Source organism: Actinobacillus seminis (genome assembly GCF_002263215.1).
Taxonomy (GTDB): Bacteria; Pseudomonadota; Gammaproteobacteria; order Enterobacterales; family Pasteurellaceae; genus Actinobacillus_B; species Actinobacillus_B seminis.
On sequence record NZ_NLFK01000008.1, the window covers coordinates 1 to 25,238 of the forward strand.

25 protein-coding genes and 1 pseudogene are annotated in these 25,238 nt (G+C 39.0%); 18 read left to right on the plus strand and 8 right to left on the minus strand.

The window, feature by feature from the left end:
- The first annotated feature begins 315 nt into the window (after positions 1-315).
- A complete protein-coding gene (locus tag CFY87_RS08275; protein ID WP_236757394.1) occupies positions 316-963 on the plus strand; it encodes a TfoX/Sxy family DNA transformation protein in 648 nt (215 codons plus the stop codon).
- A gap of 398 nt (positions 964-1,361) precedes the next feature.
- Positions 1,362-1,610, plus strand: a pseudogene (locus CFY87_RS08280) (YdcH family protein); the annotation flags it as partial.
- Between the two features lie 40 nt (positions 1,611-1,650).
- Here the strand turns inward: CFY87_RS08280 and CFY87_RS08285 are convergent.
- Together CFY87_RS08285 and CFY87_RS08290 are read right to left on the minus strand one after the other, a co-directional pair.
- Positions 1,651-2,253, minus strand: coding sequence for an outer membrane beta-barrel protein (locus CFY87_RS08285; protein ID WP_094946732.1), 603 nt, complete (start codon positions 2,251-2,253; stop codon positions 1,651-1,653).
- Between the two features lie 9 nt (positions 2,254-2,262).
- The gene (locus CFY87_RS08290; protein ID WP_094946733.1) at positions 2,263-2,763 is read right to left on the minus strand and encodes a hypothetical protein; all 501 of its coding nucleotides are present in this window, start codon (positions 2,761-2,763) and stop codon (positions 2,263-2,265) included.
- Between the two features lie 161 nt (positions 2,764-2,924).
- Between CFY87_RS08290 and CFY87_RS08295 the strand changes: the two genes are divergently transcribed.
- On the plus strand, positions 2,925-3,308 hold the full coding sequence (locus CFY87_RS08295) for a helix-turn-helix domain-containing protein (RefSeq protein ID WP_094946734.1): 384 nt from the start codon (positions 2,925-2,927) through the stop codon (positions 3,306-3,308).
- 50 nt (positions 3,309-3,358) lie between these two features.
- Here CFY87_RS08295 and gnd read toward each other — a convergent pair whose 3' ends face one another.
- The 5 genes from gnd to cysQ all read right to left on the minus strand — a co-directional run bounded on the left by gnd (position 3,359) and on the right by cysQ (position 8,399).
- Positions 3,359-4,813, minus strand: a complete 1,455-nt coding sequence (gene gnd, locus CFY87_RS08300; protein WP_094946735.1) for a decarboxylating NADP(+)-dependent phosphogluconate dehydrogenase — start codon at positions 4,811-4,813, stop codon at positions 3,359-3,361.
- 78 nt (positions 4,814-4,891) lie between these two features.
- Entirely contained in the window at positions 4,892-5,179 is a 288-nt protein-coding gene (locus CFY87_RS12725; protein ID WP_094946736.1) for a DUF1304 domain-containing protein, read from the minus strand.
- A 50-nt stretch (positions 5,180-5,229) separates the two neighbouring features.
- Positions 5,230-5,928, minus strand: a complete 699-nt coding sequence (pgl, locus tag CFY87_RS08310; RefSeq protein WP_094946737.1) for a 6-phosphogluconolactonase — start codon at positions 5,926-5,928, stop codon at positions 5,230-5,232.
- Positions 5,929-6,010: 82 nt separating this feature from the next.
- Positions 6,011-7,501 (minus strand): glucose-6-phosphate dehydrogenase, encoded by a 1,491-nt coding sequence (gene zwf / locus CFY87_RS08315; protein ID WP_094946738.1) that lies wholly within the window; start codon positions 7,499-7,501, stop codon positions 6,011-6,013.
- A gap of 70 nt (positions 7,502-7,571) precedes the next feature.
- Positions 7,572-8,399, minus strand: a complete 828-nt coding sequence (gene cysQ / locus CFY87_RS08320; protein ID WP_094946837.1) for a 3'(2'),5'-bisphosphate nucleotidase CysQ — start codon at positions 8,397-8,399, stop codon at positions 7,572-7,574.
- Positions 8,400-8,642: 243 nt separating this feature from the next.
- Here cysQ and CFY87_RS08325 point away from each other — a divergent pair, with 243 nt between their 5' ends.
- The 5 genes from CFY87_RS08325 (at position 8,643) to CFY87_RS08345 (ending at position 14,448) form a co-directional block, all read left to right on the plus strand.
- The gene (locus CFY87_RS08325) at positions 8,643-9,677 is read left to right on the plus strand and encodes a class I SAM-dependent methyltransferase (protein ID WP_158216625.1); all 1,035 of its coding nucleotides are present in this window, start codon (positions 8,643-8,645) and stop codon (positions 9,675-9,677) included.
- Complete coding sequence (locus CFY87_RS08330; RefSeq protein ID WP_143226169.1) at positions 9,652-10,218, plus strand: hypothetical protein; 567 nt, start codon at positions 9,652-9,654, stop codon at positions 10,216-10,218. The genes CFY87_RS08325 and CFY87_RS08330 overlap by 26 nt, the downstream gene beginning before the upstream one ends.
- Before the next feature lie 515 nt (positions 10,219-10,733).
- On the plus strand, positions 10,734-12,371 hold the full coding sequence (gene pyrG, locus CFY87_RS08335; protein ID WP_094946741.1) for a glutamine hydrolyzing CTP synthase: 1,638 nt from the start codon (positions 10,734-10,736) through the stop codon (positions 12,369-12,371).
- Between the two features lie 261 nt (positions 12,372-12,632).
- Positions 12,633-13,934 carry a phosphopyruvate hydratase gene (gene eno / locus CFY87_RS08340; protein WP_094946742.1) on the plus strand — a complete coding sequence of 434 codons (1,302 nt, stop codon included), beginning with the start codon at positions 12,633-12,635 and terminating at the stop codon, positions 13,932-13,934.
- Positions 13,935-14,037: 103 nt separating this feature from the next.
- Positions 14,038-14,448, plus strand: a complete 411-nt coding sequence (locus CFY87_RS08345; protein ID WP_094946743.1) for a DUF2251 domain-containing protein — start codon at positions 14,038-14,040, stop codon at positions 14,446-14,448.
- A 36-nt stretch (positions 14,449-14,484) separates the two neighbouring features.
- Here the strand turns inward: CFY87_RS08345 and gyrB are convergent, their stop codons facing one another.
- Positions 14,485-16,908, minus strand: coding sequence for a DNA topoisomerase (ATP-hydrolyzing) subunit B (gene gyrB / locus CFY87_RS08350; protein WP_094946744.1), 2,424 nt, complete (start codon positions 16,906-16,908; stop codon positions 14,485-14,487).
- Positions 16,909-17,191: 283 nt separating this feature from the next.
- Between gyrB and zapB the strand changes: the two genes are divergently transcribed.
- From zapB to atpA, 10 genes are all read left to right on the plus strand, one after another.
- The gene (zapB, locus tag CFY87_RS08355) at positions 17,192-17,410 is read left to right on the plus strand and encodes a cell division protein ZapB (RefSeq protein WP_094946745.1); all 219 of its coding nucleotides are present in this window, start codon (positions 17,192-17,194) and stop codon (positions 17,408-17,410) included.
- A gap of 59 nt (positions 17,411-17,469) precedes the next feature.
- Positions 17,470-17,913, plus strand: a complete 444-nt coding sequence (gene mioC, locus CFY87_RS08360; RefSeq protein ID WP_094946746.1) for an FMN-binding protein MioC — start codon at positions 17,470-17,472, stop codon at positions 17,911-17,913.
- A 416-nt stretch (positions 17,914-18,329) separates the two neighbouring features.
- A complete protein-coding gene (gene mnmG / locus CFY87_RS08365; RefSeq protein WP_094946747.1) occupies positions 18,330-20,219 on the plus strand; it encodes a tRNA uridine-5-carboxymethylaminomethyl(34) synthesis enzyme MnmG in 1,890 nt (629 codons plus the stop codon).
- A complete protein-coding gene (gene rsmG, locus CFY87_RS08370; RefSeq protein ID WP_094946748.1) occupies positions 20,219-20,857 on the plus strand; it encodes a 16S rRNA (guanine(527)-N(7))-methyltransferase RsmG in 639 nt (212 codons plus the stop codon). Before mnmG ends, rsmG begins: the two co-directional genes overlap by 1 nt.
- Positions 20,858-21,224: 367 nt before the next feature.
- Positions 21,225-21,401 carry an ATP synthase subunit I gene (locus tag CFY87_RS12315; protein ID WP_236757395.1) on the plus strand — a complete coding sequence of 59 codons (177 nt, stop codon included), beginning with the start codon at positions 21,225-21,227 and terminating at the stop codon, positions 21,399-21,401.
- Between the two features lie 26 nt (positions 21,402-21,427).
- The gene (atpB, locus tag CFY87_RS08380; RefSeq protein ID WP_094946749.1) at positions 21,428-22,216 is read left to right on the plus strand and encodes a F0F1 ATP synthase subunit A; all 789 of its coding nucleotides are present in this window, start codon (positions 21,428-21,430) and stop codon (positions 22,214-22,216) included.
- A gap of 102 nt (positions 22,217-22,318) precedes the next feature.
- A complete protein-coding gene (gene atpE / locus CFY87_RS08385; RefSeq protein WP_094946750.1) occupies positions 22,319-22,576 on the plus strand; it encodes a F0F1 ATP synthase subunit C in 258 nt (85 codons plus the stop codon).
- A gap of 70 nt (positions 22,577-22,646) precedes the next feature.
- Positions 22,647-23,117: a F0F1 ATP synthase subunit B gene (gene atpF / locus CFY87_RS08390; RefSeq protein WP_094946751.1), complete on the plus strand. Its 471-nt coding sequence runs from the start codon at positions 22,647-22,649 to the stop codon at positions 23,115-23,117.
- Between the two features lie 14 nt (positions 23,118-23,131).
- On the plus strand, positions 23,132-23,680 hold the full coding sequence (gene atpH, locus CFY87_RS08395; protein WP_094946752.1) for a F0F1 ATP synthase subunit delta: 549 nt from the start codon (positions 23,132-23,134) through the stop codon (positions 23,678-23,680).
- A gap of 12 nt (positions 23,681-23,692) precedes the next feature.
- A complete protein-coding gene (gene atpA / locus CFY87_RS08400) occupies positions 23,693-25,234 on the plus strand; it encodes a F0F1 ATP synthase subunit alpha (protein WP_094946753.1) in 1,542 nt (513 codons plus the stop codon).
- The last annotated feature ends 4 nt before the right edge of the window (positions 25,235-25,238 follow it).

A 25,238-nucleotide genomic window follows, 5' to 3' on the forward strand; every position in this document is an offset into this window, starting at 1 on the left:
TCTCATTATAAAATCAATTGGTAGTTTTTTACTCGTCTTTTGTATTTTTTATCTACAACACAACTAAATAAAAATATCTAGAACAACAAATTTTATTTTGTCAAAGGGAAATTTGCACAAAATACGGTTTTTGAGGCACTCTTTTTTATTTCCTCGATCAGGTTCACAATTTTGCAACATAATTTACATAAACTTTTCATTAATTGCTAAGTATGTGCTATAACATTACTTGAAGTGGTTATTCTTAATCACGACTTTTGGTATAAACAGAGTAATTTACTGTTTAAGTGAAAACTTTGGACAAAAGGATCTTGCATGAACATGAAAATAAACACACAACAACCCCGAGAACTCCGCCAACAATTAGAGGAGCTTATCGGTGACATCAAAATCAAAAGACTATTTATTGGATGTGGTCTCTTCAAGGATGAAGACTTATTTGGAATGTGTCAGGGAGAAATTCTTTATCTCAAGGCAACAGGTGAACTGGCTAAATACTTTGAGTCGCTCGGTGCGGTATCTTATTTAATTACTGCACCGAATTCTCGCCTCACAATAAGTAATTATTACAGATTACCTAAATATGTTATGGATGACAAAAAAGCTTTCAAGCGCTGTTTAATTCTCTCAATTGAACAAGCAAAAAAGCTACGAATTGCAATAGAGTTGTCAAAAAAAAGACGAATTAAAGAATTGATCAATTTATCAATTAAACATGAGCGTCTACTGGCTAAAATACAGGTTTATGATGTTAAAACCTTTAAAACGGTCGGAGCAGCTAATTGTTATGTTAGGCTAAAAAAACTCGGCATTTCCGTCAATGTTTCTCTTTATTGGTCTCTTGCAGCAGCACTATTGAATAAATATGTGATTTTACTCACGTCCCAAGAAAAGAAAAAATTGATTGCTGAATTAAATACAGCACTTTGGAATGCCGGTCTAAAACCAGTTAAAACAGAATAATAATCTGATTACATTCCTAAACCCAAAAGGGTTGGTTATGCCAACTCTTTTTTTTATTAAAAGAACTGCGCCTCATAAGTCCTCAAAGCAGTATTCCCACCACATCAGTCCAGTTGGCATAGAACAACTCGCTACTAAATCTTCAAAGGAATCCATCACGACTTTAAAGCTGTTATCATTCATTTTGATCCATTATCCATAACACCGATATTGCCTTTTACAGACATTTTTTGCTCCTGTTGGATTATTGAATTTATTGCGGAAAAATCATTGAATTTTCACCGCACTTTAACCTGCAAAGTGGGCATTTTACCCACCATTTTCAAATGAATAACATCCTGCCCATCAATTTTTCAGATTAATGATATTTTAGTGGACAAGAATGCAACCCTAAACCTAAACTAAAAACGGAACATGTACATTTTGCTCACCTTTTTAACAAACACAATGAATTAAACCAACGTATTAAAAATATAGAATCAAATATTGAACTTTCTACTCACATTGAAGTAGAGATCTTGAAAAAGAAAAACTGCATATTGCATATTAAAGATGAGTTGTATGTGATTTTGAAAAGTAAAGGAAAGAGATTTATTTATTATAAGTGTCAGGCATTTCTGCCTGACACTTATAAAAGCTCTATATAAAAAGCTTTAAATATGAATTCAATCAAAGCATATAATTTTTTTAGAAATGATAAACTGCTGTTAATGCAACACTCTTCGTTTTAATTTTGATATCATCTTTTCCTTTCAAAGTATATTGGTTATACTCTATGCCAACATCAAAATTATCCGATAAGTTTGCTCGTATACCGCCACCAATCCCAAAACCAAAAGCTCCCGAGTTTTCAATCACCGCATAATGACTAGGTATAGCTTCGTTGTTGATATCAAACGAACTTGCATTTACACTTACTTTTACATAAGGTAACACTTTATTTGCAATGCGATAGCCTTGTAAGTAAGCAAGGCTTGTTGCAAACTGTTCTTTAGTTACTTTTGTTTTTACATTAGATACTGATATGCCGGCTTCACCTAAACCAACAAAGTTACCTCCCATATCAAAACCGTAACCTGTTACTACTCCGAAACGAGTGCCACGAGAACCATTAGCAATAAATTTACCTTCTTGAACATAACCTAATTCCGAATAAGGAACAGAAAATTCTTGCTTGACTGAGCTTAATTCTCCACCAAAATAAAATCCTGTAAAGGCACTCTTTTCTGCAGCAATTGCACTTGTTGAGAACAATGCGGAAAGAGATAAATAGGTCAATAAACGCTTCATTTTATCTCCTTACAAATTGATTGGCTGTAATTTTGAGCGTTGCATATCATTCAGCTGCTCAATAGATATAATATGTAAGCCTGCCGTTGTCGTGTTTCCGCTAGCTAAATCTACCATAAATTCCTCTGGGAGTTTATACATCGCTCCAGTAAGTGGATCGACAATTAAATAGCCAATTAACCCTCCAAATATGAGGTTACCACCTAAATACCAACCGTCTAATGTTGTATCCAGTTCAAATGTTTGTGATTTTGCATTTTTACCTTTTGGTGTAAAAGTTACTTGATATTTTTCACCTTTAAAATATCCTGCTCCCGCTTTTAAAACAACCCTTTGTGGTGTAATGCCATTTACAATAACCTTACCTGCACGATTTGTAATTTGGAATGGCACTTCACTTGGTATAGAAGTAATATTCACTGGATAGCTACTCTCACTTACGATAGTTGCACAACCACTTGCCATTACGACAGCGACTGCCAATGTTGCTAATTTGCCTAACTTTTTCATAGCTAAAGACCTCTAAATATGTAAAAATAACACTAGTTGTATCTTGCAAACGATTGCTAAATACAATATAAATTGTAAAAAAATAGACCAAATTAAAACAGCAACAAACTGAATAATTACAATCTTATTCAGACAATTTTTACTCTATTTGGAAAATCAAAATGGCAATACACGATAAAATTCGTTTGATGAGAGAATTACATCAATTCTCACAAGAAGAAATGGCTGATAAGATGAATATGTCGCCAAGTGGTTATGCAAAAATTGAACGTGGCGATACTAAATTACAGTATGATAAATTAGTACATATTGCTCAGATTTTTAATATGAATGTGACGGATTTAGTCGATTCCGGGAAAGGGGTTGTTTTTTGTATGAATGATAATAGCGATTATATTTATACAAGTTATAATGGCAATAACGAGGGTTTAGAATTTGAAATTGAAAAACTAAGGCTACAATTAGCCCATAAAGACGATTTATTAGCTCAAAAAGAAAAAGAAATTGAGAATTTAAAGAAAATCATTTCATTACTTGAAGCATAAAAAAACGTAAAAAGGCATAGTTCTCACTATGCCTTTTTAGTGTCTATCACTTACACATCATAAGTCGTTGAAGCGGTATTCCCACCACGCCCTGTCCAGTTAGTGTGGAAGAATTCGCCACGTGATTTGTCGGTGCGCTCATAAGAGTGAGCACCGAAGTAGTCACGTTGCGCTTGGAGTAAATTTGCCGGCAAACGATCCGACGTGTAACCATCTAAGAACGTGATCGCAGATGCCATACACGGCATTGGGATACCAACTTCAATGGATTTCGCCACCACTTTACGCCAGTCGCTTAAGGCGTTTTCTAAAATGCCTTTGAAGTAGGCATCTGAACCTAAAAACACCAAATCCGGGTTCGCTTCATACGCATCACGAATGTTACCTAAGAAACGGCTGCGAATAATACAACCTTCACGCCATAATAACGCTGTTGCACCGTAATCGATGTCCCAGCCGAAGTTTTCCGATGCTTCACGAATGAGCATAAAGCCTTGTGCGTAAGAGATGATTTTTGAAGCCAATAACGCTTTGCGTACCGCTTCAATCCAGACGTTTTTGTCGCCTTCCACTTTGCCAATAGTTTTGTTGAACAGTTTAGAAGCTGCCAAACGTTGATCTTTGAATGAAGAAACGCAACGGGCGAATACCGACTCGGTGATTAAAGTTAATGGAATACCGAAATCTAAGGCGTTAATCCCTGTCCATTTACCGGTGCCTTTTTGACCTGCCGTGTCAAGGATTTTTTCCACAAGCGGTGTGCCATCCGTGTCTTTGTAGCCTAAGATATCCGTTGTAATATCAATAAGATAGCTATCTAACTCGGTATTTTTCCACTCAGCAAAGATCTGCTGCATTTCATCATAGTTTAAACCTAAGCCATCTTTTAAGAATTGGTAGGCTTCACAGATCAATTGCATATCGCCATATTCAATACCGTTATGTACCATTTTCACAAAGTGACCTGCACCTTCTTTACCCACCCAGTCACAGCAAGGCTCACCCTCGTCGGTTTTAGCTGAAATCGCTTGCAAAATTGGTTTTACATATTGCCACGCCTCGCTGTTACCGCCCGGCATAATCGAAGGTCCGTGACGTGCGCCTTCTTCACCACCCGACACACCCGAACCGATAAAACGGATGCCTTTTTCCGCTAACGCTTTCACACGTCGGTTGGTATCCGGATAGTTTGAATTACCACCATCAATGATGATGTCACCTGCTTCTAAGTACGGTAATAATGCCTCGATAAATTGATCGACCACATCGCCGGCACGCACCATTAACATCACTTTACGCGGTTTTTCCAATTTAGCGGCTAAATCTTCTAAAGAATATGCCCCAATAATGTTCGTGTCTTTTGCTGCACCTGCTAAAAACTCATCCACTTTTGAAGTAGTACGGTTATACGCTACGACTTTAAAGCCGTTGTCGTTCATATTTAAAATAAGGTTCTGCCCCATTACCGCTAAACCGATAACGCCGATATCGCCTTTTACTGACATTTTTTGCTCCTGTTGAATTGTTGAATTTGTTGCGGAAAATTCCTTGAATTTTCACCGCACTTTAATTATTTAATGTTATTACCGTAGGGACGCCAACACTGCGGGTATTCTCTGTTTAATCAAAATCTCTTTATTTTTGCAATCACTGCCCCATAAACTGCAACGACAATCACGCAAATTAAAAAGAAATTCAGACCGCACTTTGTTGAATGCAAAGAGAAAAATAATCCCTGCGGCTAAAAAAACATTGTATAAACCTTGATTGGCAAACAACAACTGAATTTTTCGGTTCGTTGCGCCCGGTTCATCTAAATTAAAAATTTGTCTCGCCTTTGGGTCGTTTAGCACAAACATTTCCAAATACATAATATAGAAATACTCAAGGGCAACAAGAATTATTAAAATATAGGCAATAATTAAAGTAATATCGCTGCCTCTTTATCCAAATACCACTCCGTTACACCATTTTTCGCTTGAATTTTTGCCGCGGGATAAGACAAATCTTCAGGAAGTGCGGTCTGAATTTCTTTTAAAATTTCCGCTTTGCCGGCGCCTGTTACCAAATAAGTAATGCGTTTTGCTTGTTCAATAAGTTTGGCGGTTTTTGAAATACGAATCTGCCCGGTTTCGGGATGTTTGGCGATCACCGCTAAATTCGGATCGTTAAAATTCGTTTGGTGCGGAAAAAGGGAAGCAGTATGACCGTCTGTCCCCATACCTAAAATAATCCAATCAAAAACTTGCCCGGGAACGACCGCACTCAGCTCTTGCTCAAAACGTTTTAATTCCTGCTCAACCGGTTCTTCGCCGCGAATACGGTGAATATTTTCCGTTGGGATTTGAATATGATCGAACAACAATTTCTGCACTTCGCCATAATTGCTTTCCGGATCTTGTGGCGCAACCATACGATCATCACCCCACCAAAAATGCAAATTTTTCCACCGCACTTGGCTTTTATAGGGCTCTTGGGCAAGAGTTTTGAATAACATTTTTGGCGTTGAACCACCGGATAGAGAAATATGCACCGGGCAGTTAAATTGGCTATAAAGCACAAATTCTTGTGCTATTTTTTCCACAGCATTTTGCGCGGTTGGGAATGTAATATAATTCATATAATCCTTGTAGGGACACATTAAGTGTGTCCGTTAATGGTTGATGTTAATTTCAGTGGACACTCACAGTGTCCCTACGTGGTTACACTTTTTTTCTCATAGCGCCGGTAGGTTTGCGCCAAACGCGACCGGATTTTGCGATTAATTTATCGGCTTCCGTTGGTCCCCAGGTTCCCGCTTCGTATTCATAAATACGTCCGCGTGCGGCTTTGTAATCCAAAATTGGCTGTACAAATTTCCAACAAGCGTGTACCGCATCAGTGCGTGCAAATAAAGTAGCATCCCCTTTCATTGCATCTAGCAACAAACGATCGTAAGCGGTTAAAATACTTGGCGACGCCAAATCCGCATAACGGAAATCCATTGACACTTCTTTTGCTTCAAAGCCGGCGCCCGGTTTTTTCAAACCAAAGCGCATTGAAATTCCTTCGTCGGGTTGAATACGAATAATCAATTTGTTTTCCGGCGCATTTTGGCTAAATACCGGGTGTGGCGTGGTTTTGAAATGAATCACCACTTCTGTTACGCGCGTTGGTAAGCGTTTTCCGGTACGGACATAAAATGGAACGCCCGCCCAACGCCAGTTATCAATCTCACAACGCAACGCCATATAGGTTTCTGTTATGGAATCCGGCGGCACCCCTTTTTCTTGCAAATAGCCTTTGGCTGCTTCACCTCGGATATTAGCAGCGGTATATTGCCCTAACACCAAGTTATTTTTAATATCTTCTTCGCTTAATGGGTGCAAACAATGCAACACTTTCGCCACTTCATCACGCATAGAATCCGCATTGATAATTGCCGGCGGCTCCATGGCAACCATTGCTAACACTTGTAACAAATGGTTTTGGAACATATCACGCATTGCACCGGAACCATCATAATAGCCGCCGCGTTCTTCGACACCAATTTCTTCCGCACCGGTAATCTCAACATAATCAATAAAATTGCGGTTCCACAGCGGTTCAAATAATCCATTGGAAAAACGTAAGACTAATAAATTTTGTACGGTTTCTTTACCCAAATAATGGTCGATACGATAAATTTGATGTTCTTCAAAGAAACGGTGAATTTGCACATCCAGCGCTTTTGCAGTTTTGATGTCATAACCAAACGGTTTTTCGACAATAATGCGTTTCCAACCAAACTCTTCGGTATTTAATCCATGCGCGGCTAAACATTCAGGAATAACGCCATATAAACTCGGCGGCGTTGATAAATAATAAAGCGTATTACCGGCAGTGTTATATTGATCATGCAATTCGTCAAGACGTGGAATAAGTTTACCATAATCCGCTGCATCGGAAGTATTTAGCGTTTGATAATAAAGATGGCTACAGAATTTTTCTAAAATGGCAGGATCCGGATTTTCCGTTTTGATTAAAGCCTCACACATTTTTTGTCGAAAGGTTTCGTCGTTCATGTCGCTGCGCGCCACGCCCAAAACAGAAAAATTTTCGGTTAAGCGCCCTATTTTATATAAATTAAATAGTGCCGGAATTAATTTGCGGTGAGTCAAGTCACCGGAAGCACCAAAAATGACAATACAATTATTTTCTGCGTTTGCGTTCATTTTATCCTACAACTTATAAAAACTATGATGAGTGGCTATAATATGCTGAAACGATACAAATTACCAATAGTTATAATGAATTATATTGAAAGATTTTTCGCCAATTAAACTGTGCGTCGGAAACCATTATAAAATCGGGATTAACAAAGGTTTCACGCTGGTTATAGGTGAGCGGATTAAAGTTTAAATCCATAATTTTCCCGCCCATTTCCGCTAGAATAATTTCTGATGCTGCAGTATCCCATTCCCCTGTTTTGCCCAAACGGATATAACAATCGGCAATCTTACCGGCAACCAAGGTACTTTTTAACCCACTTGAGCCATAAATTTGAAATTGATATTGAAAATTCGGTGATAAAATCGACCGCACTTTTGCAACAGCCCCCGCCGCGCCTACCACAATATGAATAGGCTGATTGGCATCCACCGGACGATATTGCAATTTTTCCAGCTGTCCATGGTCAATTTTATAGGCGCCATTGCCTTTGGTAGCATAAAACGTTTGTTGCAAAATCGGAGCGTGGATTATGCCTAAAACCGATCGATTTTGTTGCATCAATGCGATTAATACGGAAAATTGTCCGCTGCGATTGATAAATTGTTGTGTACCATCAAGGGGATCAATAAGCCAATAGCATTCCCAATTTTGGCGTTGCACTAAGGAAATATACTGACTTTCTTCCGATAACACCGGAATAGCGGGCGTAAGTGCGGTCAGTTTTTCGATTAAAAATTGACTAACTGCTAAATCCGCTTCAGTCACCGGCGTATTATCAGCTTTGGTGTGAATGTTAACTTTCGTAGAATAAAAACGCGTCAACAGCTCACCGGCTTGATGGGCGATGGTTAATGTCGCTCGTAAAAGCATTGGAGTGAGTAATACGTTTCTTTCCGTCATAAGCCATGATTTGATTAAAGACTCTAAGAGATAATATATCCATAACATAAAAAAACAATCTTAGAAGATATAACATCACTAATCGATCCGGCGTGAATCCAATGTAGCCCAATGTAGCAATGGGAAAAGGCATAAGTGGTATGGCATAAACTGTAGGTAAAGCCCGTTTTCATTAAAATATTAATGCAAAAAAACAGAATTGTTGATATTCTTATGAGCTTATTATCCAATGGAGATTTATTTATGGCTATAACACATCAAGCTCCCAATGAATACGACAGAATACCTTACCGTTCAAAGGGTTTTTATCGTTCTTCACCTGTAAGAATGGCGACTGTCGGAACATTATTCGGGTTGGAAAGCATTCAAATGAAAAAAGCCCGAATTCTGGAATTAGGTTGTTCATATGGGGGAAATATCATTCCTTTTGCGGTCAATTTTCCCCAATCAAAGGTTGTAGGAGTTGATTTATCAAAAGTACAGGTCGATGAAGGCAACCGTATTATTGCTGAAATGGGGTTGAAAAATATCGAACTTAAAGCAATGAATATGTTGGATATTGATGAAAAATTCGGCGAATTTGATTTTATTATTTGCCACGGTGTTTTTTCTTGGGTTCCTGATATCGTTAAAGAACATATTTTAAAAATAGTTAAAACCAATCTGGCATCCAACGGTTTGGCTTATGTATCGTATAACACTTACCCGGGTTGGAAATTGAATGATATTCTAAAAGACGGGATGCGTTTTCGGGTTCAATCGTTACTAAAAAACGGTGAAACGATTTCTCATGAAGATTATACCCGTTTCGGATTGGGCATGGTTGAATTTTTAGAACAATATGCGGACTTAGATAAAGGTTTAAAAGAAAAAATTCAAAATTTAAAAAACAAAGATCCTTATTATCTTTACCACGAATATTATGAAGAATTTAACGATCCGATTTATTTTTATCAATTTGCAGAAAAATTAAAGGAAAAGGATTTAGTTCACATTTCCGATTCAAATTTGCTTAGATCGGTATTGATTAATTTTCAAGAATCTCACCAAGCTATCCAAAGAGAATGCAAAGGTGATCATATCGCCGTGGAACAATATCTCGATTTTTTAAATGAAGTTCAATTTAGATCTTCTATTATTACACATGAAAAAAACCGGTCTCAACTCATCTTACAAAATGCATTAAGAAAAGATTTGATGAATGGAGTCTATGTGAGAGGATTATTTTCTTTAAAATCAGACTCAGAAGAAAATGCTAATGATTCGGGGGGGGGGTAGAGGATCTATCTATTATTACAATAAAAAAATTAATGTAACAGTGGATAATAATGTATTACTTGAAATAGGAAAAGCATTTCCAAGTAATATTAAAGTAAAAGATTTGGTTGAAAAGTTTGGTGATGATGCTTATGATACTATCGCTGTTTTAATGTTAGTTGATGATATTGAAATTTTTTCTGAACCATTGACATTGGTAAAAACAGATAAACCAAAATTAAAGCCCGAAATAGTCCGTTATTTTCATTATTTCTTGGAAAATGACCGCTCTTATGAAGACAAGAGCGAATTTTCCCATTGTTTTCCAATAAACATATCCAGTTTTTTAAATGAAGATATAGGTATCACCGGTCAATTAGATCTTAAAATATTTCTATTGTTTGACGGAACAAGAACTCAGGCGGATGTTGTTCGTTATTTAACGGAAAATTACCATTTTTCGGAAAATCCGGATCCTGTTGAAGAAAGAAATTATTTCGAGAAGCTCGTCAATTCGATTTTTGAACGGATGTATATATTTAATTTAGTGATCGTGCCGTAAACCTAAGTCCTTTAGGGCGTAGATAAGGCACAAAATGGAGTATAACATGCATGCTGACAGAGATACGCTTAGACTTTCTCAATGACGGCATTTCAGGCGAGGACATCGCCGTAGCGCTTATGAAGTAAACCGCATAAGCGGTAAGCCAAAGAACCCACCGAGAGTAGCCCACAGTTTGCTGTGGGAGCCGGTAGAAATCCCTCGCCTTTAGGAGGCTGGGGATGTCAAGTGAGTAAAATAGAAAACGGGGTAACTCCCGTTTTTTATGTCAACGTAATTTTAATTGACGGCGAATTTTTCTGAGAATAAGGAAGGAAATTCCATTATTCTGAAAATAAATTGAAAGATAAAAGTTCATTTAATTGTTATAACACCATAAAAAACGCAAGCGATAAAAAACAGAATCACTCAGCAAGGAAACTCGTTGAGTTAGCGCCTACATTGGTGTAAACTGTTTTCCCGTCTTAATCGCAAGTCAAGCAAGATTTTTCATTCCAATACAAATTAGGTTTACTATGACTACCAATTATATTTTTGTCACCGGCGGCGTGGTTTCTTCTTTAGGAAAAGGCATTGCCGCCGCCTCATTAGCCGCCATTCTTGAAGCGCGCGGTCTTAATGTTACTATGATGAAATTAGACCCTTACATTAACGTTGACCCCGGTACTATGAGCCCTACTCAACATGGCGAAGTGTTTGTGACGCAAGACGGCGCCGAAACGGACTTAGACTTAGGTCATTACGAACGATTTATTCGCACTAAGATGACCAAGCGCAATAATTTTACTGCGGGGAAAGTCTATTCCGAAGTGTTGCGCAAAGAGCGACGCGGCGACTATTTGGGCGCAACTATCCAAGTCATCCCGCATATTACTAACGAAATTAAAGCGCGCGTTATCGACGGTGCCGCGGGGCATGATGTGGCGATTGTGGAAGTGGGCGGTACGGTCGGCGATATTGAATCCCTACCGTTTTTGGAAGCCTTGCGCCAATTGGCAGTGCAAGTAGGACGCGAGCGCACACTTTTTATGCACCTCACCCTTGTGCCCTATATTCCAACCGCCGGCGAAGTGAAAACGAAACCGACGCAGCATTCCGTTAAAGAACTTCTTTCTATCGGTATTCAACCGGATGTTTTAGTTTGTCGTTCCGATCGCATGATCCCGCCTAACGAACGCGCCAAAATTGCGCTGTTTTGTAATGTTCCGGAAAGAGCGGTCATTTCTTTAAAAGATGTGAACTCTATTTACCAAATTCCGGCATTATTAAAATCGCAAGGTCTGGATGATTTTATTTGTCAACGGTTCCATTTAACTTGTCCTGAGGCAAATCTCTCGGAATGGGAGCAAGTGCTGTATCAAGAAGCTAACCCAACCGGGGATGTGACCATTGGTATGGTAGGCAAATATACTGAATTACCGGATGCCTATAAATCTGTAAACGAAGCCTTAAAACATGCCGGCTTAAAAAATCGCTTAACCGTTAATATCAAATATATTGATTCGCAAGATGTCGAAACCAAAGGCTCGGATCTATTAAAAGGTCTGGACGGGATTTTGGTGCCGGGTGGATTTGGTTATCGAGGGATAGAAGGCAAAATTTTAACCGCGCAATACGCTCGCGAAAACAATATTCCTTATTTAGGTATTTGTTTAGGTATGCAAGTGGCATTTATCGAATACGCGCGCAATGTCGCCGGTTTGACCCAAGCGAATTCGTCTGAATTTGACAAAAACTGTCCGCAGCCGGTTATCGCTTTGATCACTGAATGGCAAGATGCGGAAGGCAATATCGAGACCCGCAGCGATAATTCCGACCTCGGCGGTACCATGCGTCTAGGCGCACAACAATGCCATTTGGCAGAAGGTAGCCTTGCGCGTCAACTTTATGGCAAAGAAACTATCGAAGAGCGCCACCGTCACCGCTACGAAGTTAACAACCGGTTACGCCCGAAAATCGAAGCTGCCGGCTTAAAGGTGACGGGGTTAAGTGCGGATAAAAAATTGGTAGAAATTATCGAAGTGCCGCATCACCCTTGGTTTGTAGCTTGCCAATTCCACCCGGAATTTACCTCCACACCGCGCGACGGACATCCTTTATTTACCGGTTTTGTCAAAGCCGCTAAGGAAAATCAGAAAAAAGACTGTCGATAAAAATATTCTCATCAACGTATGGACGCCTCGCCTTTGGCGTCCATAAAATAGGTGAAATACAAAAAGTTGAGATGAAATAGAGGTCGGTATCGCCTTGGATGATCCATAATGTTAGTATATTAATAAATTACAAAATTATTTTTATTAAGATTTAGACTAAGATCAAAAAAAGTGTTTTTTTACAAGACAAACGTACGAAATAGCTTTACTATATTGCTCGTTTTTATACCTATTTTAGATTAACTATAGAAGGAAAATAAAATGGCAAAAATCGTTAAAGTCATTGGTCGTGAAATTATCGACTCACGCGGTAACCCAACTGTTGAAGCAGAAGTACACCTTGAAGGCGGTTTCGTTGGTCTTGCTGCTGCGCCCTCAGGTGCATCAACCGGTTCACGCGAAGCATTAGAATTACGTGACGGTGATAAATCACGTTTCTTAGGTAAAGGTGTATTAAAAGCGGTTTCTGCAGTAAATAACGAAATTGCGCAAGCGGTTGTGGGCAAAGATGCGTCTAACCAAGCAGAAATCGACCAAATCATGATTAATTTAGACGGTACCGAAAATAAATCTAAATTCGGTGCTAACGCGATTTTAGCAGTATCTTTAGCAAACGCGAAAGCCGCAGCAGCATCAAAAGGTTTACCACTTTATGCACATATTGCTGAACTTAACGGTACTCCGGGCGTATATTCTATGCCTTTGCCAATGATGAACATCATCAACGGCGGTGAACACGCGGACAACAACGTGGATATTCAAGAATTTATGATTCAGCCGGTTGGAGCGAAAACCTTACGTGAAGCATTGCGTATCGGTGCGGAAGTGTTCCACAACCTTGCTAAAGTATTAAAAGCGAAAGGTTTAAGCACCGCGGTTGGTGATGAAGGTGGTTTTGCGCCTAATCTTGAATCAAACGCAGCAGCATTAGCTTGTATCAAAGAAGCGGTAGAAAAAGCAGGCTACGTGTTAGGTAAAGACGTAACTTTAGCCATGGACTGTGCATCTTCTGAATTTTATAACAAAGAAAACGGTTTATATGAAATGAAAGGTGAAGGCAAATCTTTCACTTCTCAAGAATTTACACACTATTTAGAAGGTTTATGTAAAGAATATCCGATCGTTTCTATCGAAGATGGTCAAGATGAATCAGACTGGGAAGGTTTTGCTTATCAAACTAAAGTGTTAGGTGACAAAGTTCAATTAGTGGGCGACGATTTATTCGTAACTAACACCAAAATCTTAAAAGAAGGTATCGAAAAAGGTATCGCCAACTCAATCTTAATCAAATTCAACCAAATCGGTTCATTAACTGAAACCTTAGCAGCTATCAAAATGGCGAAAGACGCAGGTTACACCGCGGTGATTTCACACCGCAGCGGCGAAACCGAAGATGCAACTATCGCGGATTTAGCAGTAGGTACTGCAGCAGGTCAAATCAAAACCGGCTCAATGAGCCGCTCTGACCGTATTGCGAAATACAACCAATTAATCCGTATTGAAGAAGCATTGGGCGATAAAGCACCGTTCTTAGGCTTAAAAGCGGTTAAAGGTCAAGCCTAATCTTAATTTTAACAATTAAAGCTTAAAAATAATGAATATGTACACCGCACTTTCTATAAAGTGCGGTCTTTTTTTTGTATTTTTATAACAATAGGATTGTAAAATGTTATATTCCGTCTTAACGGATCAACTTCTGCCGGGAAAATCTTACCGCAACGGCGCACATTCTATTGCCCATGAGCATTTGGCAGTGATATTTGAAGATGACGGTGAAACCGGTTATTTCTATGCAATGGATTTACACCAGCCACAACCGGTGGTAGATCGTTTATTTGTATATAGTATTCATGATATTGAACAAGAAAGTCGCCAAGAACCGCGACGTTTTCAAATCTGTTGGTCAGAAGACGGTTATAAAGCCTTTTTATTGATCAATGATTATCCGCATGCGGTGTTCGATTTTCGTGCGTTTGTCGGCTATAACTATTCTAAATATCCTGAGCTCGAATTCGGCAGTATGTGGACCCACAAACAAACCACACCGCAATTAGTAGAAAGCTGGTTAACGAATTAAAATGGGGTGATTAAGCCCCTTTTTCTTGTTCAAAAATTAAATATCCAAATTTGCACGCAAGGCGTTGGCTTCGATAAATTCGCGACGCGGTTCCACTTCATCACCCATTAAGGTACTGAATAATTGATCCGCCGCCACAGCATCTTTAATCGTCACTTGCAATAACGTCCGATATTCCGGTTTCATGGTAGTTTCCGCCAATTGATTAGCATTCATCTCACCCAACCCTTTATAACGTTGGATAGTCAATCCGCGACGAGATTCTTTCACTAACCAATCAATAGCTTGTTCAAAGGAGCTAACTTGGTAACGACTTTCGCCGCGTGCCACATAAGCGCCTTCTTCCAACAATCCGTTTAATTTATCGCCCAATTTAATAATCCGCGCATATTCATTTCCGTTAACAAATTGAAAATCAAGGAAATAATCATTATCGACGCCATGGGTACGAATGGTTAATACAATTTCATATAGATGACGTTCTTGGTTAAAATTCACTTTGTAGCTGTAATGATTACCGCTATTTTCTTTTTCAACCAATTGATCAACCAAAGATTTTGCCCAATTTTCTACTGCACTTTGATCTTGCATCATCTCAACGTGCAATTTCGGTTGATAAATTAATTGATTTAACAAACTCTCCGGATAATAACGGGATAGGCGGATGATCATTTTTTGTACCATATTGTATTCACCCACCAATTTTTCCAGCATCAACGCATTCATCGCCGGTGCATTTTCATTGGTATGGAAACTTGCTCCTTCCAACGCCAAATTCAGTTCATATTGCACCATAGCATCATTATCTTTGATATATTGCTCTTGTTTACCTTTTTTCACTTTATACAGCGGCGGTTGCGCAATATAAATATGTCCGCGCTCTATTAACTCCGGCATTTGACGATAGAAAAAGGTCAAAAGCAACGTACTGATATGCGCACCATCCACGTCCGCATCAGTCATGATAATCACTTTATGATAACGCAATTTATCCGGATTATATTCTTCGCGACCAATACCGCAACCTAAGGCGGTAATCAAAGTACCGACTTCTTGTGAAGAAAGCATTTTGTCAAAACGAGCTTTTTCTACATTAAGAATTTTCCCTTTCAATGGTAAAATTGCCTGATTTTCACGATTGCGCCCTTGTTTTGCTGAACCGCCGGCGGAATCCCCCTCTACCAAGAACAATTCGGATAACGCCGGATCGCGTTCCTGACAATCGGCTAATTTCCCCGGAAGACCGGCAATATCCAATGCGCCTTTACGACGTGTCATTTCCCGTGCTTTTCTTGCCGCTTCACGCGCGCGTGCCGCTTCTTGGATTTTCATCACGATAATTTTGGCGTCATTCGGATTTTCTTCCAAATATTCCTGCAAACGCTCATTGGTCACTGATTCCACCGCACTTTTCACTTCAGAAGACACCAATTTATCTTTGGTTTGTGATGAAAATTTCGGATCCGGTACTTTAACCGAAATAATGGCTACCAAGCCTTCTCGCGCATCATCTCCTGATGCTGCCACTTCTTTTTTATCTTTTTTATTGGCGTGTTCTTCCATGTATTTGTTCAACACTCGAGTCAAGGCGCCACGGAAACCTGCCAAATGGGTCCCCCCATCTCGTTGCGGAATATTATTGGTAAAACAATATACATTTTCCGTATAGCTATCATTCCACTGCAATGCGACTTCTACTCCGATATCGTCTTTTTCCGTAGAAAAATAAAACGGTTTTTGATGAATTGGCGTTTTATTTTTATTTAAATATTCCACGAAAGCCTGAATACCGCCCTCATAATGGAAATGGTCTTGACGATCGTCACGTTTATCAAATAATTTAATGGACACGCCGGAATTTAAAAAGGACAACTCGCGCAAACGTTTTGCCAAAATTTCATATTCAAATTCGATATTATTAAAAATTGTCGGACTCGGCCAAAAACGCACGGAAGTCCCTGTTTGCGCAGTTTCACCGATTACCGACAATGGCGCTTGCGGTTCGCCCAAATGGTAAATTTGTTCATGTACATGACCTTGGCGACGAATGGTTAATTGCAACTTATCCGATAACGCATTTACCACTGAAACGCCCACTCCGTGCAAACCGCCGGAAACTTTATAGGAATTATCATCAAATTTACCGCCGGCATGCAATACGGTCATGATAACTTCTGCCGCAGAAACCCCTTCTTCGGGGTGAAGATCCACCGGAATACCGCGACCGTCATCTTGTACGGAAACGGAATTATCCGAATGAATGGTCACGATAATGTCTTTACAATATCCTGCCAAGGCTTCATCAATCGCATTATCCACCACCTCAAACACCATATGGTGTAAACCTGTGCCATCATCGGTATCACCAATGTACATTCCGGGACGTTTACGCACAGCATCAAGTCCTTTTAACACTTTAATACTGCTTGCACCATAATTTTCTGGGGTTTTATCTGCCATAAAGTTTCTCTATGTTTTAGTAATAAAAATTGACCGAATTATAGCAAATTTTTCCTTTTTTGGCTAAGACAAAGTGCGGTCTATTTTTCACTAATATATTAGGATAAACCTAAGCCTACAAAACCGTTCAAATTGCCAGATTACTTTACTGTCACAAATTACAAATATGTTGTTATAAATCAACTACAATAAGATATAATAATTTCATTACTACTGTTTAACAAACCGATTTAACTAAGGTAGAATACCCAAACTTAATGAACACTTTTTAGAGGAAACAGCAATGTCATTAGAAATTTTAGATCAATTAGATGAAAAAATTAAACAAGCCGTTGAAACCATCCAATTACTTCAGCTTGAAGTAGAAGAATTAAAAGAAAAAAATAACCAAGCACAACAAGCCAACGAAGCATTACGGAATGAAAATGAACAATTAAAAGCGGAACATCATAACTGGCAAGAACGTTTACGTTCTCTTTTAGGTCGCATTGACAATGTTTAATTTTTACGGTTTTCACCAAGGCTTAGATTAAATCTAAGCCTTCTTTTTAGGAGTAAAACATGAAACCTGAAGTTTGTATCATCACCGGCAGCACCTTAGGCGGCGCAGAATATTTGGCGGAACATATCGAAGATCTGCTAAAACAACAAGGATTCAAACCTCATCTCTACCATGGTCCGGAATTAGAGGAAGTGATCGAATATCAATATTGGCTTGTAGTTACCTCAACCCATAGTGCCGGAGAAATTCCTGATAATTTAAGACCGCTCTTTGATCTTTTAGAAGAAGATCAAATGGATTTATCTAACCTACATTTTTCTGTGATCGGCTTAGGCAATTCCGATTACGATACCTTTTGTTACGCCGCCAACCGGGTAGAAGATATTTTACAGCAAAAAAGTGCGGTACAAATTTGTCCAATTTTAAAAATTGACATGAAAAATACCTTTGATCCGGAACAAGAAGCAGAAAAATGGCTACCTAAATTTATGCAAAATCTTTAAATTTTGTTTGATCCTACTGTGGATAAGATCCGAATAAAAGACTGGATAACCTGTTTTTATCCGATTAATAAAAATCATCAACGATCAAACTGTGGATAACTTGGCATGTTATCCACAATAAATACCGATCATCTCAACCTAATATTTACCTTTTTTAAAAGGATCTAACTTCTTCATTTTCAATAAAAAAAGATCTTATACACAAGGATCCTTGATCCTAATAATCATTATAATAAGATCTTTATATATAAATAAAAGATCTTATTTTATTACACGATCCTTTTTTTCTAAAAAAGAATCCCTTTTATTTTTTTCTACTTAACCTGTTTACCAATTAAGAGCAATTCTTACTTTTAAGCAAGAGCAAATTTCAGTAGAATAGCGCCTAATTTTAGGATCAAGGATCATTGAGAAATATGTTTTACACAGAAAGCTACGATGTGATCGTCATTGGTGGCGGTCATGCAGGAACGGAAGCGGCTTTAGCACCGGCAAGAATGGGATTAAAAACCTTATTGCTTACACATAATGTCGATACTTTAGGTCAAATGTCTTGTAATCCAGCAATTGGCGGAATTGGCAAAGGGCATTTGGTAAAAGAAATTGATGCTATGGGCGGATTAATGGCGAGCGCAGCGGATAACGCTGGGATCCAATTTCGCACTTTAAACAGTAGCAAAGGTCCGGCAGTACGCGCAACCCGTGCACAGGCAGATCGAGTATTATATCGGCAAGCGGTCAGAATAGCGTTAGAAAATCAGCCGAATTTGGATATTTTTCAGCAAGAAGCAGTAGATATTTTAGTGGATCAAGATCGTGCAGTCGGTGCAGTGACTAAAATGGGATTGAAGTTTCGATCCAAAACCGTAATATTAACTGCGGGAACTTTTCTTGCCGGTAAGATCCATATTGGATTAGAATCTTACACGGGCGGACGTGCAGGTGATCCGGCATCGGTAATGTTGGCGGATCGCTTACGTGATCTTAATTTACGGGTTGCACGTTTGAAAACAGGCACACCGCCGCGTATTGATGCACGTACCATTAATTTTGATGTATTGGCAAAACAGCATGGTGATGCTCAATTACCGGTCTTTTCTTTTATGGGATCGGTTGATCAACATCCTCAACAGATCCCTTGTTATATTACTCACACCAATGAACAAACTCATGAGGTGATCCGTAAGAATTTAGATCGTAGTCCAATGTACACCGGTATGATCGAAGGGATCGGGCCTCGTTATTGTCCGTCTATTGAAGATAAAGTGATGCGTTTTATTGAACGTAATTCGCACCAAATTTATCTTGAACCGGAAGGATTGACTAGTAACGAGATTTACCCGAACGGGATTTCTACCAGTTTACCCTTTGATGTGCAGATGGGTATTGTGAATTCCATGAAAGGGTTGGAAAAGGCACGCATTGTTAAACCGGGTTATGCCATTGAATATGATTATTTTGATCCAAGAGATTTAAAACCGACCTTGGAAACCAAAGCCATTCGCGGTTTGTTCTTTGCCGGTCAAATTAATGGCACCACAGGTTACGAAGAAGCAGCGGCGCAAGGATTGTTGGCGGGAATTAATGCCGGTCTTTTCGTGCAGGAAAAAGATGCTTGGTTCCCAAGACGGGATCAAGCTTATATCGGCGTGTTGGTGGATGATCTTTGCACCCTTGGCACAAAAGAACCGTACCGTGTCTTTACTTCGCGTGCGGAATATCGCTTATTGTTACGGGAAGATAATGCAGATATTCGTTTAACGCCGATTGCTCATGAATTAGGTTTGATTGATGAAAAACGTTGGGCAAGATTTAACCGAAAAATGGAAAATATTGAGTTGGAAAGACAGCGTTTGCGCCAAATTTGGTTACACCCGCGTTCAGAATATTTAGCGGAGGCTAATCAGGTGTTAGGTAGCCCGTTAGTTCGTGAAGCGAGTGGCGAAGATTTGTTGCGTCGTCCGGAAATAACTTATCAAATTTTAACCGCACTTACACCGTTTAAGCCGGCAATGGAAGATAAAGAAGCGGTTGAACAAGTTGAAATTGCGATTAAATATCAAGGCTATATCGAACATCAACAAGAAGAAATTGAACGTCATAAACGCCATGAAAACACCGCTATTCCTGAACATTTTAATTATAGTAAAGTGTCCGGTTTATCCAACGAAGTGCGCTCAAAATTAGAGCAGCATCGCCCCATGTCAATTGGTCAAGCAAGTCGTATTTCAGGGGTTACACCGGCGGCGATTTCCATTTTGTTGGTGAATTTAAAAAAACAAGGTATGTTAAAGCGAGGTGAATAATGACTGACTTGGAACAACAGTTAGCGGAAAAACTCAATTCTTTGCTAAAACAGACCGCACTTTTGATAACCGATCAGCAAAAAAAACAGTTGATTGATTTAGTGAAATTATTAGATAAATGGAATAAAGCGTATAACTTGACTTCCGTACGCGATCCGCAGGATATGTTGGTGAAACATATTTTGGATAGCATTGTGGTAAGCCCTTACTTACAAGGTAAACGTTTTATTGATGTAGGAACCGGTCCGGGGTTACCGGGCTTACCACTGGCAATTGTACAGCAGGACAAGCACTTTGTGCTGTTGGATAGTTTGGGTAAGCGGATCAGTTTTATTCGTAATGCGGTTCGTGAACTTGGATTAACCAACGTAGAACCGGTATTAAGTCGAGTGGAAGATTATGTACCCGATCACCAATTTGATGGCGTATTAAGTCGAGCTTTTGCTTCGCTTAAAGATATGACCGAATGGTGTCGGCATTTACCGCATAAAAACGGATTTTTTTATGCTTTAAAAGGGCAATATCATCAACAAGAAGTACAAGAATTAAGCGATTTATTTGTTATCCAACGGGTTATCGAATTGCAGGTTCCCGAGTTAATTGGCGAGCGTCATTTGGTTTTAATTACACATAAATGACACTTGTGGTGATAAGCATAAAAATAGATTTGTCATTGTTAAAATTAATTTGTAAATTTGTGATTTATTTAACACTTTTTGTTTAGTTTTGAGTTGAATAGAAAGAAAACTTGCGTATAATTAAAAAGATTTTTTTGATTAAATTTTTATAAATTTTAATAATGTCTGCAGTTATTAACCAAACGAGAAGAAAATACCAATTGGCATTAGGGATAGAAATCGTTTGCTTTTTGGTGATTTTCGGTTTGTTGGCAGCATGGCAATGGAATAATGCATTGTCCTTCATTCTGGGTGCAAGCGCCATTTTTATTCCTCATTGTTTTTTTGTGTTATTGTTTTTTTTACTCGACAAGAATATGCTCAAAAGTTGACCGCGCTTTATCGTGGCGAGTTGGTTAAATTTGTGTTAACAATCTTATTGATCGTGTTGTTTTTTAAGATTTTCTTGTCGATAAATTTTATTATTTTTTTCTTAGGTTATTTTATAAGTATTCTATTGAATAATATTGTTCCCTTTATGGTCAGCAAATATTTTGGAATTTAATTTTAAATGTCGAAGGATTAACAACTATGGCAGGTCAAACATCCGCTGAGTATATTCAGCACCATTTGGAATTTCTTAAAAGCGGGGATTCTTTTTGGAGTATTCACCTTGATACCCTTTTCTTCTCTTTAGTGGCCGGGGTTATCTTTCTTTTCTTTTTCCGCAAAGTCGCTAAAACAGCAACCTCCGGCGTTCCGGGAAAATTGCAATGTTTGGTGGAAATGTTAGTGGAATGGGTTGATGGCGTAGTGAAAGAAAACTTTCACGGTTCACGTCATATGGTTGCTCCGCTTGCGTTAACGATTTTCTGCTGGGTTTTTGTGATGAATGCTATTGACTTAGTGCCAGTGGACTTTTTACCACAATTGGCGAATTTATTCGGTATTCATTATCTAAGAGCTGTTCCTACAGCTGATATTAGTGCAACATTAGGGATGTCTATTTGTGTATTTGCATTAATTATTTTTTATACGATTAAGTCTAAAGGGATTAGTGGCTTTGTTAAAGAATATACGCTTCACCCTTTTAATCACTGGGCATTTATCCCAGTAAATCTCATTCTCGAATCCGTTACGTTGTTGGCAAAACCAATATCATTGGCATTCCGTTTATTCGGTAATATGTATGCCGGTGAGTTAATCTTCATTTTGATTGCAGTAATGTATAGCGCCAATATGGCGATCGCCGCATTGGGTATTCCATTACACCTTGCGTGGGCGATTTTCCATATTTTGGTAATTACTTTGCAAGCTTTCATCTTTATGATGTTAACTATTGTATATTTGAGTATTGCTTATAATAAAGCGGATCATTAAGGTCATCTAACCGTCGGCGTAAGTTGGCGGTTTATGAAAAAACTTTTTACAACTTAACTTTAATTAACCTAGCCTGTCGGCTAAACATCTACGGAGAAAACTATGGAAACTGTAATTACAGCAACTATTATTGGTGCATCAATCCTACTTGCTTTTGCAGCATTGGGTACTGCAATTGGTTTTGCGATTCTAGGCGGTAAATTCTTAGAGTCATCTGCTCGTCAACCTGAATTAGCAAGCAGTTTACAAACCAAAATGTTTATCGTTGCTGGTCTTTTAGATGCGATTGCGATGATTGCAGTGGGTATTTCTTTACTATTTATTTTTGCAAACCCATTCATTGGTTTATTACAACAATAATTGTCATTGCTCATTACAGCAAGGATTACTCGATTAGAGTAATAAAGACGACATTATTGAGGAGGGCGTTGTGAACTTAAATGCAACATTAATTGGTCAACTTATTGCGTTCGCACTTTTTGTGTGGTTCTGCATGAAATTTGTTTGGCCACCAATTATTAAAGCAATTGAAGAACGTCAAAGTTCTATTGCTAATGCCTTGGCTTCAGCTCAAGCAGCGAAAAAAGAGCAAGCGGATACTAAAGTATTAGTTGAGCAAGAGATTACTCAGGCGAAACTTCAAGCTCAAGAAATTGTGGATTTAGCCAATAAACGCCGCAATGAAATTTTAGATGAGGTGAAGGCGGAAGCAGAAGCGCTTAAAGCTAAAATTATTGAGCAAGGGTATGCAGAAGTGGAATCCGAACGTAAACGTGTTCAAGAAGAATTACGGGTTAAAGTGGCTTCACTAGCGGTTGCTGGAGCAGAGAAAATTGTGGGTCGTACAGTTGATGAAGCGGCAAACAATGACATTATTGATAAATTAGTTGCAGAATTATAAGGAAGGTTGGGCTTATGTCAGAATTAACTACGATAGCTCGTCCTTATGCAAAAGCAGCATTTGATTTTGCAGTTGAACGATCCGCGACGGATAAAAGTGCGGTCAAAAAATGGGCTGAAATGCTGAATTTTCTCGCTGAAGCGGTAAAAAATGATGCGATGAATGCTTTCCTAAGCAGCTCTTTATCAGCTGATAAATTGGCTGACACTGTGATTTCAATTTGTGGTGAACAACTTGATAAATCAGGGCAAAATCTTGTTCGGTTAATGGCTGAAAATAAGCGTTTAACTGTACTTCCCGCCGTGACGGATGAATTTCAACGTTATGTTGAAGAATATCATGCAATCGCCGAAGTGGAAGTTATCTCTGCTCAACCATTAAATGAAAAACAACAGCAAAAAATTGTCGCCGCAATGGAAAAACGACTTGCTCGTAAAGTGAAATTAAATTGCAGCATTGATAGTAGCTTAATTGCAGGGGCTATTATTCGTACAGATGATTTTGTGATTGACGGAAGTAGTCGAGGACAACTTAACCGCCTTGCAAATGAGTTGCAATTATAAGAGGAATTGAAGATGCAACTAAATTCAACTGAAATTAGTGAATTGATTAGAAAACGGATTGCTCAGTTTGACGTGGTCAGCGAAGCTCGCAATACGGGAACGATTATTTCTGTAAGCGACGGTATTATTCGTATCCATGGATTAAGTGATGTAATGCAAGGGGAAATGATTGCATTACCGGGTAACCGTTACGCTATGGCACTTAACCTTGAAAGAGATTCGGTAGGTGCAGTAGTGATGGGACCTTATGCCGATTTAGCAGAAGGGATGGAAGTTCAATGTACCGGACGTATTTTAGAAGTTCCGGTCGGTCGCGGTTTATTAGGTCGTGTAGTAAATACCCTTGGTCAACCGATTGATGGAAAAGGTGAAATTGAAAACGACGGATTTTCTCCGGTTGAAGTGATTGCACCGGGGGTAATCGATCGTAAATCTGTCGATCAGCCGGTTCAAACCGGCTATAAAGCGGTTGACTCCATGGTTCCAATCGGTCGTGGTCAACGTGAGTTGATTATCGGCGACCGTCAAACTGGTAAAACTGCATTAGCAATTGATGCGATTATCAACCAACGCGATTCAGGTATTAAATGTATTTATGTAGCGATTGGTCAAAAAGCATCTACGATTGCTAACGTGGTGCGTAAATTAGAAGAACATGGTGCGTTAAAAAATACTATCGTTGTTGTAGCGTCTGCGTCTGAATCTGCGGCGTTGCAATACCTTGCGCCTTATGCCGGTTGTGCCATGGGTGAATATTTCCGTGATCGCGGTGAAGATGCGTTGATTGTTTATGATGATTTATCTAAACAAGCGGTTGCTTATCGTCAGATTTCATTGTTATTACGTCGTCCACCGGGTCGTGAAGCATTCCCCGGTGACGTATTCTATCTACATTCTCGTTTACTTGAGCGTGCATCACGTGTTAGTGAGGAATATGTTGAACGCTTCACTAAAGGTGAAGTGAAAGGAAAAACCGGTTCTTTGACCGCACTTCCGATTATTGAAACACAAGCTGGTGATGTATCTGCTTTCGTTCCAACTAACGTGATTTCAATTACTGACGGTCAGATTTTCTTAGAATCTAACTTATTTAACTCCGGTATTCGTCCAGCAGTTAACCCGGGTATTTCGGTATCTCGGGTTGGTGGTGCGGCACAAACCAAAGTGGTGAAAAAATTAGCGGGTGGTATTCGTACTGCACTTGCTCAATATCGTGAATTAGCGGCATTTGCTCAGTTTGCATCAGATCTTGATGATGCGACACGTAAACAATTGTCTCACGGTCAGAAAGTAACCGAATTGTTGAAACAGAAACAATATTCACCATTAAGCGTAGCTGAACAGGCATTAGTCTTATTTGCGGTTGAATTTGGTTATTTAGATGATGTTGAGTTACATCGTATCGGTTCTTTCGAATCCGCTCTTTTAGAGTATGCTAACCACAATAACGCTGACTTTATGCGCGAACTTACCAATACCGGTAATTACAATGATGACATCAAAGGCACATTGAAAGGTATTTTAGATAGTTTTAAAACAAATAGTTCGTGGTAACGAG

Coding starts and splice junctions, on each gene's coding strand:
- CFY87_RS08275 (WP_236757394.1), top strand. CDS start 316: ATGAACATGAAAATAAACACACAACAACCCCGAGAACTCCGCCAACAA.
- CFY87_RS08285 (WP_094946732.1), bottom strand. CDS start 2,253: ATGAAGCGTTTATTGACCTATTTATCTCTTTCCGCATTGTTCTCAACA.
- CFY87_RS08290 (WP_094946733.1), bottom strand. CDS start 2,763: ATGAAAAAGTTAGGCAAATTAGCAACATTGGCAGTCGCTGTCGTAATG.
- CFY87_RS08295 (WP_094946734.1), top strand. CDS start 2,925: ATGGCAATACACGATAAAATTCGTTTGATGAGAGAATTACATCAATTC.
- gnd (WP_094946735.1), bottom strand. CDS start 4,813: ATGTCAGTAAAAGGCGATATCGGCGTTATCGGTTTAGCGGTAATGGGG.
- CFY87_RS12725 (WP_094946736.1), bottom strand. CDS start 5,179: ATGTATTTGGAAATGTTTGTGCTAAACGACCCAAAGGCGAGACAAATT.
- pgl (WP_094946737.1), bottom strand. CDS start 5,928: ATGAATTATATTACATTCCCAACCGCGCAAAATGCTGTGGAAAAAATA.
- zwf (WP_094946738.1), bottom strand. CDS start 7,501: ATGAACGCAAACGCAGAAAATAATTGTATTGTCATTTTTGGTGCTTCC.
- cysQ (WP_094946837.1), bottom strand. CDS start 8,399: ATGACGGAAAGAAACGTATTACTCACTCCAATGCTTTTACGAGCGACA.
- CFY87_RS08325 (WP_158216625.1), top strand. CDS start 8,643: ATGGCTATAACACATCAAGCTCCCAATGAATACGACAGAATACCTTAC.
- CFY87_RS08330 (WP_143226169.1), top strand. CDS start 9,652: ATGCTAATGATTCGGGGGGGGGGTAGAGGATCTATCTATTATTACAAT.
- pyrG (WP_094946741.1), top strand. CDS start 10,734: ATGACTACCAATTATATTTTTGTCACCGGCGGCGTGGTTTCTTCTTTA.
- eno (WP_094946742.1), top strand. CDS start 12,633: ATGGCAAAAATCGTTAAAGTCATTGGTCGTGAAATTATCGACTCACGC.
- CFY87_RS08345 (WP_094946743.1), top strand. CDS start 14,038: ATGTTATATTCCGTCTTAACGGATCAACTTCTGCCGGGAAAATCTTAC.
- gyrB (WP_094946744.1), bottom strand. CDS start 16,908: ATGGCAGATAAAACCCCAGAAAATTATGGTGCAAGCAGTATTAAAGTG.
- zapB (WP_094946745.1), top strand. CDS start 17,192: ATGTCATTAGAAATTTTAGATCAATTAGATGAAAAAATTAAACAAGCC.
- mioC (WP_094946746.1), top strand. CDS start 17,470: ATGAAACCTGAAGTTTGTATCATCACCGGCAGCACCTTAGGCGGCGCA.
- mnmG (WP_094946747.1), top strand. CDS start 18,330: ATGTTTTACACAGAAAGCTACGATGTGATCGTCATTGGTGGCGGTCAT.
- rsmG (WP_094946748.1), top strand. CDS start 20,219: ATGACTGACTTGGAACAACAGTTAGCGGAAAAACTCAATTCTTTGCTA.
- atpB (WP_094946749.1), top strand. CDS start 21,428: ATGGCAGGTCAAACATCCGCTGAGTATATTCAGCACCATTTGGAATTT.
- atpE (WP_094946750.1), top strand. CDS start 22,319: ATGGAAACTGTAATTACAGCAACTATTATTGGTGCATCAATCCTACTT.
- atpH (WP_094946752.1), top strand. CDS start 23,132: ATGTCAGAATTAACTACGATAGCTCGTCCTTATGCAAAAGCAGCATTT.
- atpA (WP_094946753.1), top strand. CDS start 23,693: ATGCAACTAAATTCAACTGAAATTAGTGAATTGATTAGAAAACGGATT.